Source organism: Paenibacillus piri (genome assembly GCF_004354045.1).
In the GTDB taxonomy this organism is placed as follows: Bacteria; Bacillota; Bacilli; order Paenibacillales; family NBRC-103111; genus Paenibacillus_S; species Paenibacillus_S piri.
The window spans coordinates 298,571-316,786 of record NZ_SMRT01000008.1 but is presented as its reverse complement, the minus strand read 5'-3'; the positions used below and the strand labels follow the sequence as shown (position 1 = coordinate 316,786).

Below are 18,216 nucleotides of genomic sequence, written 5' to 3'. Positions count from 1 at the left end.
GTACGCTCGGTTCAGATTATCTCTGTCCAGTATGCGTTCCAGCAGGTCGTTTGCACCGTCCCTTTCTTTCCTTTCCCGAGCTTCGATGCTCCGCGCTCCTGCATCCCCTTCGCGTTCCACGCTATCTCTTTGCCGGTAGCCCTTCCGGTATTCTGCTTTCATCGCATCGATTCTCCTTTCAGTCTGTACTCGAGACTTACGATTGTTCAGCCCTTCCGTTCACCGCTGTCGCGGCACCCGTACTATGGCCTCTGCTGACTTCTCACAGCGAGCTTTACTCCGTCTTTCGGATTTTTTTTCCCTACTTCACGTCTGTGAGACCTCCCCGGGTAAGAGCGATAACTTTCCCCTCATCTATCTGCCACATCTACATGATGAGATTCGGGCAGTATTGGACTTTGCTTTGTATGGCAAGCTCGTCCGTCTCACCATGCCTTGTATGTGATTTCTGTTCGTCAGACCGAGGGTTTGCCTCCGGCTTCCTTCAGATTCCGCCTCGCGACGGACACCCTTGCCTTCGGCTAACAGTTCCTACTGCCAAGCCTGTAGCGGACTTTCACCGCCTAGTTATCGCCCATGCCGGGCGCACCACAAAAAGCCGCCCCGGCCGATTCATCGGTCAGGGCGGCTTTGATTAGGCGGATTGCGGCGTAATAACCGCGGCACAGCCGGAATACCGGATGCGTAACGATACGCTTACGCGTTGATGATATATTGATTGATGACCGATTTGATCAGCTCGACGCGTCCGGATTTCAATTCGAACGATTGATTTTCCAGCGCGTACGCTTCCAGCGTGCGCAAGTTGGCTTTGCCGGAGACGATGTCGGCGCCGATGCCGGATTTGAACGAAGCGTAACGTTCTTCGACGATATTTTCGAATACGCGGTCTTCGATCAGCTTGGCGGCAACCTGCAATCCGCGCGCGAATGAATCCATGCCCGCGATATGGGAGTAGATCAGGTCGTCCTGCTCGAACGAGGTGCGGCGCGGCTTCGCGTCGAAGTTAACGCCCCCGCGGCCGATTCCGCCTTCATTGAGCAAAATTTCGTACATGGCCAGCGTCGTCGAATACAGATCGGTCGGGAATTCATCGGTATCCCAGCCAAGCAGCATGTCGCCCTGGTTCGCGTCGATCGAACCGAGTGCGCCGTTAATCCGCGCCACGCGCAGCTCATGCTCGAATGTATGGCCGGCCAATGTAGCATGGTTCGCTTCCACATTCAGCTTGAAGTGCTTCATCAGGTCGTATTTTTGCAGGAACGATAACGCCGTAGCCGCGTCGAAATCGTATTGGTGCTTCGAAGGCTCCTTCGGCTTCGGTTCAATCAGGAACTGCGCGTCAAAGCCGATTTCTTTGGCATAATCGACGGCCATGTGCATGAACCTCGCCAGGTTGTCAAGCTCCAGCCCCATGTCGGTGTTCAGCAGCGACTCGTAGCCTTCGCGGCCGCCCCAGAATACATAGTTTTGCGAGCCCAGACGTTTGCCGTGCTCCAGCGCTTTTTTCACTTGAGCTGCGGCATAAGCGTACACATTCGCATTGTTGGTCGTAGCCGCGCCGTGAACGAAACGCGGATTCGTGAACATATTCGCGGTGTTCCAGAGCAGCTTTTTGCCGGTTGCTTTCATCTGCTCCTCGATCAGCCCGACAATGACGTCCAGATTGGCGTTCGTTTCCTGCAGCGTGCTGCCTTCCGGAGCGATATCCCGGTCATGGAAGCAGAAGTAGTCGACGTCAAGAATATGAAGCAGCTCGAAGCAGGCTTCCACCCGCGCTTTAGCCTGATCCATGCCGCTGAAACGATCCCAGCCGCGGATATAGGTGCCCGCGCCGAACGGGTCCGATCCGTTAGCCGAGAAGGAATGCCAGTAGGCTACCGCGAAACGGAGATGCTCGCGCATCGTTTTGCCGAGAATGACCTGATCCGGGTTGTAAAACTTAAACGCCAGCGGATTGTTCGATTGCTTGCCTTCGTACTGAATTTTCGCCTGATTAAAATAACTCATTATTCGTCCCTCCGAATGAAAAGTTAATGATGTTAGCTCAATAAAAACGTTTGCATCCTAACTATAACATCGAATTGAAAGTTTGTAAATTGATTAAACTAACTTAGTTGCGTGAACATTATTCTATTTCATGCTACAATCTATACGTCTGACGCGTCCGGGATAAACGGCTTCACCGTCCTTTGGGGTCGGGCGCGTTTGCCAAGGTTGCGCGAAGCAAAGTATATAAGCATATACTTTCTGGCAACTCAACAAAAAGAAGGGGACATCCATGAAACAAACAGGCGATTTGAACCTCGTGAAAAAAATTAATAAATCGATTGTGCTGGAGCATATCAAGCAGCATGCCCCGGTATCGAGAGCGAAAATCGCGGAGCTGACCGGGCTGACCAAAGCAACCGTATCGACGCTCGTCAACGAGCTGATCGAAAGCAGCATGGCGCATGAAATCGGGACGGGCGAGTCAAGCGGCGGGCGCAAGCCGATGATGCTGCTGTTCAACCAGGCTGCAGGCTTCGCGGTGGGCGTCGATCTGGGCGTCGGGCAAATTGCGGCCGTTCTTACCGATCTGAAGGGGGAGATCATCGAGGAATACAGAACGGCCCACGGCAATACGTCTGTCGAATCGGTCATCGGCGAGTTGGCCGACTGCATCCGCGAAATGATCCGCCGCGCTCCGGCAAGCCCTTACGGCGTCGTAGGTATCGGCATCGGCATTCCCGGCATCAGCGACGATAACGGCCGCGTGCTGTTCGCGCCGAATCTCGGCTGGGCCGATGTGCCGCTGCAGCAGCGGGTCGAACGGGAATTCGGCATTCCCGTCGTGATCGACAACGAGGCGAACGCGGGCGCCGTCGGCGAGAAACAGTTCGGCGCGGGCCGTAACGCCTCGCATCTGATTTATGTCAGCATCAGCAGCGGAATCGGTACCGGCGTTATCATCAAGGAGGAGCTGTACCGCGGCGTATCCGGCTTCTCCGGTGAGATGGGCCATCTGTCGATCGAGCTGAACGGTAAAGCTTGCCGCTGCGGCAATGTCGGCTGTTGGGAGCTGTACGCATCGGAGCAGGCGCTGCTGGATGAAGCGCGCAAGCAATCGGGGGATGCTTCGATCGATGTGGAAACGTTGATCCAACGCGCGGCGGAAGGCGAAGCAGAGGCTGTGGAGCTGTTCGAACGGATGGGGCGTTACCTGGGGATTGGACTCGTCAATGTGATCAACAGCTTCAATCCGGAGCTGATTATTATCGGCGGAAGCATCGTAAACGCCAAAAAATGGCTGCTCCCGCCGATCCTGCAAGTGATGGAGAAACGTTCGCTGCCGTTCCCTAGGGCGCAGCTGCGCATCGAGTTTTCGGAGCTGCAGGGCCGTTCCACCCTGCTCGGGGCAGCCTCCTTCGCGATATCCCGCTTTTTCGCGTCCACCAAGGTGTCGGTCGAATAGCCCGGTGCTTCCCGGACGATGCGCCGGGCGGCGCACAGGCGGCATTCCGGCCGGCCGGCCGGCATTACTACGCCTGCGTCTGCCCTCTCTCCGGCTCCTCCATATTTTCCAGCTCCTCCTCTTCTCTCAACGTACGCTTTTGCAGCAGCAGGAAGCAGGTCATCAGGACGAAGGCGATCAGCGCCAAAGTCGGAATGGTAATAAAGCCGAGCCAGTTGATGTAATCCTCGTTGCAGGGCACCCCGACGGTGCATGGCAGCAGCTTGGCCAAGGCGGGAATTTTTTGTTCGGCAACATGATATAGCGAAATGCATCCTCCAATGATGCTCAGAGGCAGCAAGTACGCGGCCATTTTGCGGTCGTTGCGGTAGCAGGCCATCCCGAGCAGGATCGCCTGCGGATACATGAAAATACGTTGAAACCAGCACAGCTTGCACGGCTCATAGCCCAATATTTCGCTGAAGTACAAGCTTCCAAGCGTCGCGACCAGCGACACCACCCATGCCCAATACAGCGCGTGCCGCTTGGCGGCTTGAAGGATCGGGCTCACCCGCTATTCACCCTTCCCGGCTTTATCGATCGCCGCTTTGATCGCGTTGTAATCCATCGAATTGTCCAGCTTTTTGCCGTTAATAAACAATGTCGGCGTGCTGTTCACCTGGTTTTTGCGGGCGAATTCGTTGTGCTCGTCAATCTCGTTCTGGTACTTTTTCGTCGTAATATCTTTCAGCAGCAAGTCATAATCAACCGGCAGCTTTTCTTTTTTCGCCAAGTCTACGAGAAATTGCGGCGTTGCCCACTGCACCTTTTCGTCCCCCTGATTTTTATAGACCACATCATAAAACTTCCAAAACGCATCATTATTTTGATGATAAATCGATTGCGCCGCCAATGCCGCAGTGTTCGAATCCGGACCGATAAATACGAAATTGGAAAAGTATAAGGCCACCTGCCCTTTATCGATATAATCTTTTTTCAGCTGGGGCTCGATCGTTTGGCTGAAATATTTGCATGAAGGGCATTTATAATCGCCCAGCTCCACGACTTTAACCGGCGCATTGGCGTCTCCCAGTCGGGGCAGCTTGTCATAAGCGATCTGTGCGGGGGCTTCCTTCGGTCTAAAGACGATGACGGCCGCAATGATCGCAACGATGCAAACCGCCGTAATCCAGATCATTCTTTGCGTCGTTTTCTGCTGTCTTGCCGCCTCCAGCTTGCGCTGCTCTTTGTAGCTGTGTTTTTGGGCTGTGTTCTTTTTCAACGGACCTCTTCCTTTACTTATAAGATGATGATTCAATGATAACGGGTGCAAACGCTGGAATGAATTAGTACAGGACTATGACAAACATCGTACAGAGCGCCGCAGCAACCTGAATCGAAATGATGGCGGGCGCCAACGGCCAGCTCAGCCTCAGCTTCGCGTCGGGCTCGACGATTTGCCGGATCCGGTAGTTGATCGAGGTGTCGAGGATCGAGACATGCGACATCGGCAACCGTGCCGGGACGCCCCCCTTCAATAGCTTGAACAGGGCGCTGCCCAGCTCCGCCGGTGTCCCCATCCTTCGCATCGCATAATCGTCCGCCAGCACTTCCCGCACAATCTTATAATTGCGCAAAAACCATTTCAAAATCGGGATGTACCATAAAGCGGAGGCGAACAGCGTCAGCAGGAACGTTTTTGCGGGATCCGACGATTTGGCGTGATGCCACTCATGATGCAGGACGGCGCGAAGCTCACAATTGCTCAGCAGCTGCAGCAGACCGGTGGACAGGACGATGTGCGGTTTGAACACGCCTGCAGCCATAGCGACTGCTTCCGGACTGTCGATGACCGTAATGCTCCCGCGGGCTGTGCTGTAGCTCTCGTTCAGCCTGCGGGTCCATGCTTCATCCCTGCATGCCTGCAGCTTGCCGGCGAATTTCCGGGTCTGTACCGCTTGTTTGACAACGATAAATACGAGCAGGAAAAAAGTTTGATACACGACGGCCTGGAGAATGTATCCGGCAAAGCTGAATCCGAACGATTGCAGCATCGAATGGCACAGCTCGATCAGGTTATAATCCGCATTCCAATGCATAATGACGTGCAGCGCATATAACCCCATCTGCAAAATAAGGACCCCGGAAATCAAGACGCCTGCGATAAAAATGAACTTCGACCATAACCGGTATTCGCGCATGGCTCAGGTTCCCTTCTTCAGTTCCTTAATTTTTTGCTCCAGCCTGTCCATAAGTTGAGGATCTGCCTCCTCCAAAGCATCCAACATATGATTCACCACGAGGGAACCGAATTCCTCCATTAATTCATGCGTCAGCTCCTTCGATTGCGTTTCCAGAAACTCATGCTTGGACAAGACAGGATGGTATAAAAATGATCGGCCCGCCACGCGCTTTTGCAAAATCCGTTTATCCACCAGCCGGTTCATGACGGTCATGACCGTGTTGAAATTAACCGTCTTTTCACACTCCAGCCTATGCTGCACATCTTTGATGGACATTTCCTCGCCATCCCATAAAATTTCCATAATGCGGGCTTCCAGCGATCCGAAAAAACGGTTTAATCCACTTTCGTTGGTTTTAAAATTATGTATTTTCATTATCGCACACCTCACACTACAAATTGTAGTGTTGGTGTCCGAACTTGTCAAGCTTCACGCTTATCCTTGCAGGAGGAAAAACGGGTATGGGAAAGTATTCTGCTCCTGCTGAAACATAAAGAACGAAAGCAGCACCAAGCCTTTCGCATCATTCGCGAGCTGTTGGAGCCTTGCGAGCCGGAACAAGAGCAACCAAATAAAGCCGAACAACACGCCGCATCGATCGGCAAAGCAGTTCAGCGTTTGAATGATGTTTCTGGTGCAGCTCGCCACGATCCGGCCCTGGCCGGGCCGCGTCAATTTGAAAAACACGAACAGTGAACTCGTTCAGCTTTGCTGAACATCGGGGAATCAGATGGGGGCTCTACCCCACCTGATTCAAGGCCCACCTTGGAGGTGGGGTTCTTAGCCCGATAAAGTCGTAATCGGATAAAGAAAAAGCTTCCTGCATGCATAAAAGGGAAGCTTTTTCTTCAACATTGCAATTCCTGCAAATAACGCTCCAAGTTGTCGAGGTTTTCGTTCCACAATCCACGGTCCTGTAAGACATACAGGCTATGACTGTTGTCTATAAGTAGCGACTCTCCCCATCCCCCCATCTCTAGGGTGAGGATTCGGAGCTGCTATGGTCGATTTGGCTTTCTGTAGCTTGAGAGAATAAATATAGGACCCTGCGATGAGTGCGTACCCGATGAAAAATACAATAATTCCACCCGAAGCATCTCCAATAGCCAAAACAGAATACAACGCGCCACTCAAATCGAAAACAAAGCCAGCGTAAGCCCATTCCTTTAATCGTGGGTATCTTGGTATGAGAATAGCCAGAATTCCGAGCAGCTTGGCTGCACCAAGGAATGGAAGCAGGTAAGGGGGATAGACCAAATGCTCAAATATTGCTACCCACTCTGGACTGGATAGAAGATTAGGAACGACGCCTCCCCCCATTAGCAGAATCAATAACGATGTGAATATCCAGTAGATGATCTTTTGTTTATTCATCATTTATGATGCACTCCTTTGCCCTGTTTTTTCTTACCTAGCCCAGTCGATCCATCGTCGATTTACGTCTACTTCGTCATTCCCGGTTTTACCAAAAGACTCCGTTCCATTAGACCGTTATGCTTTTTGGTACGTGAGCACGACGACACCCGATTCGAATGTCCTCGTATCCGCTAATTTCAAAGAGGTCATATCCATCCCTTCATTGAAGAGGCGTTTTCCGCTGCCGACCACGACAGGGAACACCATGAGTCGGTATTCATCGATAAGACCAAGCTTCATGAGTGTCGAGACGAGAGAGCAGCTACCAAAAACCAGAATGTCTTTGCCCAGCTGCTTCTTCAGTTTCGCAATTTCCTCGGCCAGATCGCCCTTGATCACGCTTGAATTGTTCCACTCTGCCCGATCCAGGGTCGTGGAAACGACATGTTTGGGATAGCCGTTCATCCATTCGCCATATTCCCCTGTCTCCTCGATCATGTTCGGCCAAGCGGCTGCGAATCCTTCATAGGTTACGCGTCCCAGCAGCAGCGCATCGCTCGACTTGAGCTCCTCAAACTTGAACTTATCCTGCTCCTCGCTGCCGAACTGGAATGTCCAGCTCGGATCCTCCATTACGCCATCCAACGTTACGAACTCCGATACGATCACTTTTCTCATTTTTCATTCTCCTTCGCGTTTTTATTTCGATGTGTTATTTTCCTTGAATTGAATATACCACATCGGGAATATTCTTGTAAAGGAATATTTAAAAGTTTTTTGTTTCTGTCCACTAAGCCTTGACTGCCAGCGAGTTCAATTAAAAAATCCCAAGCGACTCCGACTTGGGTCACATGGGATTTAAGGATGATGCCGATCCGGGTGATTCCCCTGAATCAAGCTGGCCTCCTTATAATGATCCATTCTTGTTAGCGTACGGGTAAACAGAAATGGAAGTCATGCAGGCGATTTGGAGATCAGCAACGTCCGTAATTCTTCTTCTAAAAGGAATTGAAATTGGATAATTCAATAAATCGGTAATAAAATGAAAAAGGGACAAGCTCTCGGCCGTCCCTTCTATGGTTTTAATGAAGTTGATCCATTTGTTACGTGTTCATCTTCTTAAGATGCGATACAGTTACATGTGGCAGGCTGATGCGCGACCGTGACCTGGGAATTCGATGCGGGAAATATTGTCTTGCGAAGGTTTACGGCTGGGACGAAGCCGGCATGCCCGCCTGCTGAATAAATTCGATCCTCTCGGCCGAAAGGGACGCGATCCGGGCCAACGATTCCACCCTGAAGCCCGCTTCCCGCAGCTTGCGGCCGCCATCCTGAAACGACTTCTCAATGACGATTCCGATGCCTGCGACCTCGGCTCCGGCTGCCTTAACGATGCGGACCATACCGAATGCCGCCTCGCCGTGAGCAAGAAAATCGTCGATAATCAATACCTTCTCGCCAGGCGATAAAAACTTCCGCGATACGGTCACATCGCTCTTCTGCTGCTTCGTGAACGAATATACCGATTCGACGAATAGATTGTCGGTCAGCGTCAGCGATTTCTGCTTGCGCGCGAACAACAGCGGCGTTCTCAGCACTAGCGCGGTCATCAGTGCAGGCGCGATGCCGGACGACTCCAGCGTCAGCACCTTATCCACGGCGGCATCCGCAAAACGGTCCGCAAATTGCTGCCCGATCTTCATCATCAGCTCAGGATCGATCTGATGGTTCAGGAACGTATCGACCTTCAGCACATGTTCGCCGAGCACAATTCCTTCATTCCTAATTTTATCATGCAGTTCTCTCATCATATTCCCCTCCGGGATGCGAGCTTTCGTCCAGCATCAATATTCGCACGTTATGGTTTTCGGTCGTGCCGAACATGAATCGTTCAATGTTTTTTTATATCCTGCGCTTACCTGAGCCCGGCTGCTTCCATTCCGGCGTATCCGACTACCATAATTATTCGCCATAATATGTCGAAACCCTTTATGAATCCAAGGATTTTCCATTTTGTACCGGTTAAGCCCGCTTCTATGCAAGCCCTGTTTATGGTCCCGGCAAAGATAAAGTATACATTGCCCATACCGGTTTTTGGCTATACGCTGTTTCCAGTGGCTGTTCGACGGATTTATGTTTCGATACGGCCTAGCCTTCCAAGAAAGAACCGGCTCCCATGACGGAAACCGGTTCTGTATTTATTCGATTACGACTTTATCGGGTTAAGCCCCCCCTCTAAGGTGGGCCTTGAATCAGGTGGGGTAGAGTCCCCATCTGATTCCCCGATGTTCAGCAAAGCTGAACGAGTTCACTTCCTGCTGTTTCCATGCAGAAGTGTTATTTGACGGGAGCCAGTTCAAGCAGCACTTTCCTGACGTCAGCCGCATTAAACTGGCCGTCGCCGGTCAAGTCAGTTTTATTCGGCGATGTAATAAACTGGATCAGTTGGCCGAACTGGAGCTTGCTGCCCGGCTGCGCCCCTGTCGCTTCGCGGATCATGTCGCCCAGCAGCTTAACCTCGTAAGCCGACACTGTACTGCCTATTCCATCCAGCAGCACGAGCTTCATGCTCGAATCGATGAGAGCCTCCTTCCCGATCGTTGCGCCTGTCGCCCTGTCGGTCACCTTGGCCGTAATGCCGCTTGGCAAGGTGAGACGGCTTAGCAGAGCATCCACCGTAGTGCCGCTTGAAATGCCCTCCAGCCGGCTGCCGTTGAAGGCTCCGCTGCCGCTGCCAATCGCCAATACCGGTCTTTTCACCAATATGGAATAGGTTCCTATCGTTCCGTCCTGGGCCTTTACCGTAATCGTGACAGGAGTCACGGATCCGTTCAGGTAGACGACCTCCGTTACCGAAACGCTCTCCGCACTGTTATTAATACGGACTCGGCTGCGTGAATCATAGACCGCCGCCGTCACGGTGATGCTGGTTGTGACGCTGCTGACTTCTGTCGTGTAGTTCGGTTCATTCCTGGAGAAGCCCGGGGTTAAGCTAAATCCCCCTCCCAACGTCAAGCTGCCCAACTGCGTATCGGCCGATAGCGGGGCATTTTTAATAATGAGCAAATTATAGTTTTTCGTTGTCATGCCGTCTTCCGCCGTTACGATGATCGGAATCGGGTTCTGACCCTGGACGAGGTTGACTTCCACCGTTTTCTCGGATGGCACAACAGCTCCATTAATAACGACGGTTGCATGCGCATCGGCGGCTTTGGCCGAAACCTTGATGCTGTAAACCGAGCTCGATACCGTAGCCGTATAATCCTTCACCGAGCTTGAAAAGCTTGGCGTCAGCGTAATCGCCGGATCTGTCGTTAACGCGGCCAGATCGGCGTTTTGGCTTTTAGGCGGGATCAAGTCGTTGATCGGAACCACGGCAGGCTTCGATAGCTCCGGAAACTCCCCCTCCACGTAAATGTTTTTCATATATACGCCCAGATGGGTTGCGCCCGCCGGAATCGGCGTATGATCCGGTATACGCACGGAATAGAAGAAGCTGTCCGTTCCGCTGCCATAGCCGGAGAAAAAATCAAAATAAGCCGATATGAGCGAGCCTACCACTTGGTTGTTCACGTTCAGGAAGTATACCTCGAAGTTGTCCCTATATTCCGGATAAGTCCAGCTCAAAGTGCCTCCGATTTGGTTCGCTGCGGAGTCCAAGTCGGTAAAGACCGGATTGCCCGGAGCTGTGATTTCCGGATCGACTTCCCCGCTGAGTCCAGGCTGTTCCGATATGTTATCGCTAATTGCAACGGGCGCCACCAAATTGGACATATAGCCGTTTTTAGATAGAGCGATATAATACAGTCTTGGATATTCGTAAAAGGATTCACGAATCGGATACGAATACTGCCCCGACGGCACGGAGCCGACGATTTCCATTTCCTCCGGTGTCACATCAGAGTAATAAGTCCGGAGGAGTACATATTCGCTGTCGCCCGTATCGCCGTCCGCCGGATCCCAATAAACTGTTCCATTGATTTCGCCCGGGGCCGGGTCGTTATCGATCATCGTTATCTTTTGCGGCAGGGCTGTAGGCAAATCCCATATGTAAGTCTCCGCAGGCGTCGCTCTCAGACTGGAAGGATCGCCTTCAGTATATTTGTATACGCGCAGCTTTTGTGCGCCGGCAGGAATTGGCATGTCTATGAGAAGCGTATCAAATACACGATAGCTGTCATGCTCATCTTTGCCGGCTTCGTGCACTATCGTCCCGATAATCTGATCTTCCTTGTCTACAAAATAAACCCCGAAGTGCGTGTAGGCTCCTTCTGAAATATCGGGAGCCGTCCATTCCAAATATCCCGATAGCTGGCCCGCCGTCATATCCTCATCCATGAAGCTAAGATCATGAGGCTCCGTCATAGGGATGAGCGTAACCGGTATCGTGCGGCTGGACGTCAGATAGAAAAACTCATCATATTGATAATATCCGTTTTTCATTATCATCAAACGATATGGATACCCAGGCATCAAGTCATTGTATGTAATATTTCCATCGATATTGGACGGCTGTCCGTCCCATGGTATCCACCCGTCGCCATACCATTTCAGCGAAATCTCGTAACCTTCGACGGGATCGACGGAATTCCAATAATGGATTGGTACGGATAAATTTACTTTCACCTGCTCCTCGGCCTGCGCCGTAAAAGCGTGTGCCAGACCGGCATACAATACAATAAGAATCAAAACGGACCAAATCAAAAGCTTGCCCCGTTTTTGCAAGGCGTACATTGCTGTCCCTCCCCCATGGATAAAGCTGTGCTTTTAGTTTAATATACTAATTATTGTAAGGATTAACCTTTCGCTTGTCCATTTAATTTTGTTTATTTGCGGGGTATTTCACCTTTTCACAGTCTGCTTCCGCAATGATAATCAACGTTGTCAAATGGCTGCCCGGGGTGCTTTAAGGTATCCGGCAGCTTCCCGTATGAAAGGAGCGATTTGCCGCCATGAACCATCACTACGATGTCATCGTCGTCGGAGCCGGAAGCTTCGGGATGAGCGCGGGCTATCATTTGGCCAAATCGGGCGTGAAGGTGCTTCTGATCGACGCGCATAACCCGCCGCATGAGAGCGGCAGCCATCACGGGCAAACCCGCATCTTCCGGACGGCCTACACGATGGGCTCCGCATATGCGGCCCTCGCCCTGCGGGCCGGCGAGCTCTGGACCCGGCTGGCCGAAGAAGCCGCGGCGATTCAGGAGCCGACGCGCCGCCATATATACGAAGGCGCGCCGCAGGAGCTGTTCCGCCGGACCGGCGTCGTCAGCATCGGCCACTCCGGCTCCCGGTTTTTGCAGGCCAAGCGGGAAAGCTGCGAAGCCTTCCGCATTGCGCATCAGCTGCTGGATGCTTCCGAGCTGACAGCGCTGTGGCCGGGTTTCGCCGTACAGGAGCCGATGGCGGGCCTGTACGAGCCGGATGCCGGCGTGCTGTTCAGCGAAGCCGTCATCCGCGCCAGCAAGGCGCTGGCCCTTCATTACGGCGCGCGGTTTTTGCCGGACACGCGAGTCGTCCGGCTCGCGGCTGCGGGCGCGGGGGAGCAAGCGCGGGCGGTTCACACCGCCGCAGCCGTTTATTACGCGGACCGCGTTCTCGTATGCGGCGGTGCATGGGCTGGCGAGCTCGTTACCGAGCTCGCGGACCGGATTCGCCCGACGCGCAAGGCGGTCGGCTGGTTCGATGCGCCGCCAAGCTTGTACGGGCACGGCTCGTTCCCGGCCTTTATCGTGAATACCGGCGGCAGCGAGGAATATTACGGCATTCCCGACATGGATGGCGGCGGTATGAAGCTCGGGCGGCACAATGGCGGGGAAGCGGCCGTACCGGGCCTGCCGGTGCCGCCCTTCGGTACGAGGCCTGAGGACGAGGCCGACCTGAAACGGTTTGCGCAGCGCTATTTGCCGGGAGCGCAGCGATTAAACCGGGGGAGCGTTTGTCTGTACGAGAACGCTCCTGACGAGCATTTCCTGATCGGCCAGCTACCCGGCCGACCCGGCGTCTGGCTGGCCGGGGGCGGATCCGGCCACGGCTTCAAATTCAGCAGCGCAATTGGAGAAGCGCTCGGCGAGCTGCTGACGACCGGCCGCAGCCGCTGCGACCTGTCAGCCTTCCGAATCGAAGGCTGATGTACGGCGGCTCGCACGACTAGGGGCAGTCCGTCATCGCCACCCGCTGCGGCTGCAGCCTCCCCTGCTTCACACGCCTATCTCCAGCACGGTTATCGATCGATGCCGATATCCCGCCGGATCCAGGCCGTTCGCCCTGCCGCGCCGACCGTCAGCCATCGTGCGCCTCGAACTCGGCGCACGGGGCAGACCGTCGTCGCCACCCGCTGCGACTGCCGCCTCCCCTGCTTCACACGCCTATCTCCAGCACGGATATCGACCGACGCCGTTATCCCGCCGGATCCAGGCCGTTCGCCCTGCCGCGGCCTTCCCTGCACCGTTTTACCGGCGTGCAGTCCTCCCACATCCCGTACGCACTGCAAGTCACTGGCGCAAAAAATCGCCAGCCCGATTGCCGCTAAGCGGCGCAGGCTGGCGATTTATTACAGTTTTATAGAAAGTATAAGTTTTTATACTTTGATTGACAAACGCGCTCGTCCCTTGCGTTTATCCTTGTGATATCGGCTTATGACGTTGTATCGACATCGAGAATATCCAACAAAAAGACGAAGATCGGAATGCCTACGATCAATCCCCATACCCCCAAATAATGCTCGGAGAAAATCAGCACGACAAATGTATAAAACATCGGCAGGTTCATTTTCGAAGACATCAGCTTCGGGTTCAAAAAATAGCCTTCTATAAAATGCAGTACGGCAATCATGATCAATACATAAATGACCATCGACAAGCCGCCGATATTATATCCGATAATACATAGCGGAATTAACGAAATGATGAAGCCCGCTACCGGAACCAAACTGAGCAGGAATACCATGATGGCAAGCGCAAATAAATAGTTGAAGCCCAGTATCCACAGCCCGATGGTCGTCAACACCGTATTGCAGAGCGCGATCAAAATTTGCGCCTCGATCACTTTGCCGAACGACAGCACAAATTTTTTACCGAAATATTCCAGCTCCTGGTACAACCATGAAATTTTGCTTCCCTTCAATCTTGACGTAAAGGCGATGATTCTGTTTTTCTCAAGAATAAAGACGAAGCTCAGGATGAGCGACATCACGAAAGTCGTGCCCCAGTTGCTGGCCCGCAAAATATATTCAAACCCTTGCTTAACGTAGGCCTGCAAATTCAAATCTTTCAGCGTCCGGTATAAATACCGCAAAAATTCGTCTTCCGGCATCGGCATGTTCGTCAATCCGATCATCACGTCTTTTAGCTGCTTCATCTGAAGCAACAGCTTCGGCAAGTAATGAACGATCGCAAACACGACAACCGTAACCAGCGCGAGATAAAGAATGACGATGATGAGCTTGCTGTTGATAACCAAATATTTGCTTGTTTTCCTTGATACCGCTTGCTGCAGACTGTTCATCACATAAGCGATTAAGAACGTTAAAAGCACCAGATTCAACATATCTCTTATCGAGATCAACAGAATGCAGATCAGTATAATGATGAAAAACCGTCGTACTGTCAAATTGGTAAAAAACTGCTTGACACTTTCCATCCATTCATCTCCATTTCACATAGCCGCTAAGACCAGTTTAGCATATATGAACGCCGACCACTAGAGCAGTTCCCCGCTTCTCTCCATCCTAACTTCGCCAGTGAAAAATGAATCTGTCAAAAATGAATATTGACAGCCGCTCCCTCCAATGATATGTTTACTATATGTGGGCATTCCGCGAATAACGCGGGGTGCCTTAGCTGCTTTTCAAACCCGCGGGCATCTGCAAACGGTTCCGCCATTACGATACGAAAAGGATGATGAAACGATGATTCAAGTTAAAGAATTTGTAGACACGGATACGTCTTTGGCAGAGAAAAGAGCGAATGCATTTCTGGCGGAGCTTTCGGACGATCAAGTGATCAGCATCAGCTATGGCTCCATTTCCAAAACGAGTCCTTCAGGTCGCGACAATCAGAGAAGCACCATTCTGGTCACATACAAAACCAAATCATAGCGCACACAAAAAACCTAGCGGCTCACCGCTAGGTCCGTTTGTTTATAACCATCCCGCTTGCTGACAGCGTGACTCAAACTTATTCGAGCGCATTCTCCACATGTCCGCTGTTGTTGTACCGGATTTCCTCCAGTCTTACTTCCAATTCCCCCGACGGCACCTTGAGACGGCACGTTTCATTCGTTTTGGCAAGCAGCAGCTGAAGCCCGATAGGAGATAAAAAAGATACCTTATTTTCGTTCGGCTCCGCCTGATGGGGGAAAACGACCGTATACGACTCGGTCAAACCGTCCTCCACATACAGCAGCCTCATCCGACTGCCGATTAAAACCGTCGAATTCAAGCTTTCCTGGGTAAATCCGGCAAGTATGCCTTCAAGCGTTTTGGCATAATCCGACAGCAGCTGATCGATTTTAAGGCGCTCCCTGCCCGAGTTCGGGAAGTAATGGTCGAGAAATTCCTGCTTCTGCTCGTCAAAATAAACGAGCTGATTAACCAACTGCGTCCTTGAGCCTTGAAGCGGAATACTACGGTTCATTGTAGATTTCCCCCCCTCTGCACAGCTTTCCCGTTATCGCAGCATCCAGTACAAACGGTTTCATACGTGCTCCTCCTTGTATAAAAATAGAGGCCTCCCGTAAAAGGGGGCCTTTATACTATATTACCAAACAATCCGTATCATTTCCATTACAATCCCAAATTGGCCATAAAAACGGCCATCCTTTGGAGACGTGCGCGTTTGTCATGGTTGTTCGAACGATCGCCCGTTCGCAAGCCTGGAAGGCGGCCGTTTGCTCCAACCGCTACTTAGAAGGCGGAGGAGGAAGCTGTTGAACGATTTGTTTCAAGGCATCGTCCATGTTGCGGGCGCGGATGGCAATAATCTTGCTCCCATACTGTTCCGTCGCGTGCCTGTAGCGCGGGTCGTAATAGTACAGCAGCAGCAGCTCTACCGCTTGCGCAAATCCGTCATTGACGAGCAAGCTGCGGATTTCGGCCGCGACGGGCGTATGAATCCGTTTTTCAATCCGGGTAAAGGCCCGGATGCACTCTTCTTTATAAGCTTCCGGCTTATAGTCGCCGATAATGTGCTTGACCCGCTCGGCTACCGGCAGCTCGAGAAACAGCGCCGTTCCGTTTTCTTTGGCCTCAAGCAGTGCGGGAGGAAGCATGACCCTGCCGATCCGCTTGCTCTCCGCCTCCATCACGAGATAGGGCGCATTCGCCAAACGAATCAAGTCGTGCACCAGCAGCGAATCGAACGTTTTCTGATTGTTGGGCTTCCGCCCGACTTCTCCGAATATCGAGCCGCGGTGCTGCGCCATCTCTTCCAGATTGACCACCGGGTAACCCATTTCGGCAAGCCTGTTCAAAATGTCCGTTTTTCCGCTGCCGGTAAAACCGTTCAGCACATAGCAAGGAGGAAGCTCCTTGATCTGCTCCAGCATCCCGACAACCCATCTGCGATAATTGCGGAAGCCGCCCGTCAGCTTGTATATCTTCATGCCCATCAGGGACGCCAGCGTGGCGGACGTGCGGCTCCGCATCCCTCCCCGCCAGCAGAAGACGGCTTTAAGCCGATGATCGGTTTGTTCGATGGCGTGAATAAATGCCGGCAGCTTTTGCGAAACAATCTCAAGCCCTTTGTTTTTGGCGGCCTCGATGCTCTCCTGCTTGTACAGGGTGCCGACCTGCGCCCGCTCCGTATCGTCGAACAATGGAATGTTGATGCTCCCGGGAATGGTGGAGTCCGCATATTCGGACGGCGAACGGACATCGATGAGCGAAATTTCCTTACTGCGCTGCAGTTCAACCAGTTCCTGTACGGTAATATCTTGAAACATGACAAAAGTAGCTCCTTTGCGCCGGGTCTATTCGATTACGACAATATGGCCCGGATGATCCGCCGTGACTTCACCGATCCGATGGGCATCGACGCCCGCACCGCGCAGCGCCTTGTGCAGCTCGTCTGCCTGCGAAGGGTCGACGGCAATAAGCAGGCCGCCCGATGTGACCGCATCGCATAATATCCACTGATCGAGCTGATCCATCCCGGCCGGGAATGAAACCGAGCCATCCAGATGGGTATAGTTGTTTTTCGTCCCTCCCGGCACGAAACCCGCCTCCGCCAGCTCGCGGACACGCGGCAGCAGAGGGACCCTCGACCCCGCGATGCGAATGCCGGCGCCGCTGCCCTTCGCCATCTCCGACGCGTGGCCCAGCAGACCGAAGCCCGTCACATCCGTGCAGGCATGCACGTCATAGGGCTCCATCGTTTCCGCAGCCGTCTTGTTCAAGGTGGCCATCACCTCCGTCACCTGGGCCACCTCTTCCGGAGAAAGCCGCTCCTTCTTGATCGAGGTCGTTAAAATGCCGACGCCGATCGGCTTGGTCAATATGAGCTGGTCGCCCGGCCGGGCTCCGGCATTCGTCCGCACTTTGCCGGGATGGATGAGTCCGGTCACCGCAAGCCCGAACTTCGGCTCGTTGTCGTCGATCGAATGACCGCCGACAAGCGTCGCTCCCGCTTCCTTGACCTTGTCCGCAGCGCCGCGCAAAATATCGGCCAGCACCTGCTTGTCCAGCGTGCGAATCGGGAATGCGACGATGTTCAGCACCGTCAAAGGCTTGCCGCCCATCGCATATATATCGCTGATCGCATTGGCCGCAGCCACCTGGCCGAACGAATAAGGATCGTCCACAATCGGCGTGAAGAAATCGACCGTCTGCACAAGCGCAAGCTCCTCGCTGAGCTTGTATACACCGGCATCGTCGCTCGTATCGAGGCCGACAAGCAGGTTCGGATTCGGCTCTGCCGGAGGAAGATTGCGCAGCACCTGCGAAAGATCGGCCGGACCGATTTTACACCCGCAGCCTCCTTTACTGGACAAACTGGTCAATTTGATACTATCGTTTGGAGACATTTGTTATATTCATCCCTTTCCGTCAATATAGTCGTACCCCCAGGCAGTCATATCTTTGAGATTAGCACAGTTTTCACCGAAAACAAAGGATCTTCTTGAATAAAACGAAATGATATCCTATGTTATCAAAAATGAATCCGGTAAGGAATTTGCAGACCCGGA

18 protein-coding genes are annotated in these 18,216 nt (G+C 52.8%); 4 read left to right on the top strand and 14 right to left on the bottom strand.

Annotated elements, in window-relative coordinates; genetic code table 11:
• Positions 1-696: 696 nt before the first annotated feature.
• Positions 697-2,010, bottom strand: a complete 1,314-nt coding sequence (gene xylA / locus E1757_RS18510; RefSeq protein WP_133230739.1) for a xylose isomerase — start codon at positions 2,008-2,010, stop codon at positions 697-699.
• Between the two features lie 271 nt (positions 2,011-2,281).
• On the opposite strand from xylA, the gene E1757_RS18505 reads away from it, so the two are divergent.
• Positions 2,282-3,454 carry an ROK family transcriptional regulator gene (locus E1757_RS18505; RefSeq protein ID WP_133230737.1) on the top strand — a complete coding sequence of 391 codons (1,173 nt, stop codon included), beginning with the start codon at positions 2,282-2,284 and terminating at the stop codon, positions 3,452-3,454.
• A gap of 67 nt (positions 3,455-3,521) precedes the next feature.
• On the opposite strand, the gene E1757_RS18500 is transcribed toward E1757_RS18505, so the two are convergent.
• The 4 genes from E1757_RS18500 to E1757_RS18485 form a co-directional block, all read right to left on the bottom strand.
• The gene (locus tag E1757_RS18500; RefSeq protein WP_425464850.1) at positions 3,522-4,004 is read right to left on the bottom strand and encodes a disulfide oxidoreductase; all 483 of its coding nucleotides are present in this window, start codon (positions 4,002-4,004) and stop codon (positions 3,522-3,524) included.
• A gap of 3 nt (positions 4,005-4,007) precedes the next feature.
• Entirely contained in the window at positions 4,008-4,715 is a 708-nt protein-coding gene (locus E1757_RS18495) for a DsbA family protein (RefSeq protein WP_246079270.1), read from the bottom strand.
• A gap of 64 nt (positions 4,716-4,779) precedes the next feature.
• Positions 4,780-5,634 (bottom strand): M56 family metallopeptidase, encoded by an 855-nt coding sequence (locus E1757_RS18490; RefSeq protein ID WP_133230735.1) that lies wholly within the window; start codon positions 5,632-5,634, stop codon positions 4,780-4,782.
• Between the two features lie 3 nt (positions 5,635-5,637).
• Positions 5,638-6,051 (bottom strand): BlaI/MecI/CopY family transcriptional regulator, encoded by a 414-nt coding sequence (locus E1757_RS18485; RefSeq protein ID WP_133230733.1) that lies wholly within the window; start codon positions 6,049-6,051, stop codon positions 5,638-5,640.
• 66 nt (positions 6,052-6,117) lie between these two features.
• Between E1757_RS18485 and E1757_RS18480 the strand changes: the two genes are divergently transcribed.
• The gene (locus E1757_RS18480; RefSeq protein WP_133230731.1) at positions 6,118-6,372 is read left to right on the top strand and encodes a hypothetical protein; all 255 of its coding nucleotides are present in this window, start codon (positions 6,118-6,120) and stop codon (positions 6,370-6,372) included.
• A 234-nt stretch (positions 6,373-6,606) separates the two neighbouring features.
• Here the strand turns inward: E1757_RS18480 and E1757_RS18475 are convergent, their stop codons facing one another.
• From E1757_RS18475 to E1757_RS18460, 4 genes are all read right to left on the bottom strand, one after another.
• Positions 6,607-7,053 (bottom strand): DoxX family protein, encoded by a 447-nt coding sequence (locus E1757_RS18475; protein ID WP_246079268.1) that lies wholly within the window; start codon positions 7,051-7,053, stop codon positions 6,607-6,609.
• Between the two features lie 114 nt (positions 7,054-7,167).
• Entirely contained in the window at positions 7,168-7,710 is a 543-nt protein-coding gene (locus tag E1757_RS18470) for a dihydrofolate reductase family protein (protein WP_133230729.1), read from the bottom strand.
• A 527-nt stretch (positions 7,711-8,237) separates the two neighbouring features.
• Positions 8,238-8,840, bottom strand: coding sequence for a xanthine phosphoribosyltransferase (locus E1757_RS18465; protein ID WP_133230727.1), 603 nt, complete (start codon positions 8,838-8,840; stop codon positions 8,238-8,240).
• A gap of 529 nt (positions 8,841-9,369) precedes the next feature.
• Positions 9,370-11,766, bottom strand: a complete 2,397-nt coding sequence (locus E1757_RS18460) for a cadherin-like beta sandwich domain-containing protein (RefSeq protein ID WP_133230725.1) — start codon at positions 11,764-11,766, stop codon at positions 9,370-9,372.
• Between the two features lie 218 nt (positions 11,767-11,984).
• On the opposite strand from E1757_RS18460, the gene solA reads away from it, so the two are divergent.
• Positions 11,985-13,163 carry an N-methyl-L-tryptophan oxidase gene (solA, locus tag E1757_RS18455; RefSeq protein WP_133230723.1) on the top strand — a complete coding sequence of 393 codons (1,179 nt, stop codon included), beginning with the start codon at positions 11,985-11,987 and terminating at the stop codon, positions 13,161-13,163.
• A gap of 92 nt (positions 13,164-13,255) precedes the next feature.
• On the opposite strand, the gene E1757_RS18450 is transcribed toward solA, so the two are convergent.
• Together E1757_RS18450 and E1757_RS18445 are read right to left on the bottom strand one after the other, a co-directional pair.
• On the bottom strand, positions 13,256-13,525 hold the full coding sequence (locus E1757_RS18450; RefSeq protein ID WP_133230721.1) for a hypothetical protein: 270 nt from the start codon (positions 13,523-13,525) through the stop codon (positions 13,256-13,258).
• Positions 13,526-13,668: 143 nt separating this feature from the next.
• A complete protein-coding gene (locus E1757_RS18445; RefSeq protein ID WP_133230719.1) occupies positions 13,669-14,673 on the bottom strand; it encodes an AI-2E family transporter in 1,005 nt (334 codons plus the stop codon).
• Positions 14,674-14,941: 268 nt separating this feature from the next.
• Between E1757_RS18445 and E1757_RS18440 the strand changes: the two genes are divergently transcribed.
• Positions 14,942-15,130 carry a hypothetical protein gene (locus E1757_RS18440; protein ID WP_133230717.1) on the top strand — a complete coding sequence of 63 codons (189 nt, stop codon included), beginning with the start codon at positions 14,942-14,944 and terminating at the stop codon, positions 15,128-15,130.
• Between the two features lie 79 nt (positions 15,131-15,209).
• Here the strand turns inward: E1757_RS18440 and E1757_RS18435 are convergent, their stop codons facing one another.
• The 3 genes from E1757_RS18435 to selD all read right to left on the bottom strand — a co-directional run bounded on the left by E1757_RS18435 (position 15,210) and on the right by selD (position 18,054).
• Complete coding sequence (locus E1757_RS18435; RefSeq protein WP_133230715.1) at positions 15,210-15,668, bottom strand: GreA/GreB family elongation factor; 459 nt, start codon at positions 15,666-15,668, stop codon at positions 15,210-15,212.
• Between the two features lie 265 nt (positions 15,669-15,933).
• Positions 15,934-16,974, bottom strand: a complete 1,041-nt coding sequence (mnmH, locus tag E1757_RS18430; RefSeq protein WP_133230713.1) for a tRNA 2-selenouridine(34) synthase MnmH — start codon at positions 16,972-16,974, stop codon at positions 15,934-15,936.
• 27 nt (positions 16,975-17,001) lie between these two features.
• Positions 17,002-18,054 (bottom strand): selenide, water dikinase SelD, encoded by a 1,053-nt coding sequence (selD, locus tag E1757_RS18425; RefSeq protein WP_133230711.1) that lies wholly within the window; start codon positions 18,052-18,054, stop codon positions 17,002-17,004.
• Between the last annotated feature and the right edge of the window lie 162 nt (positions 18,055-18,216).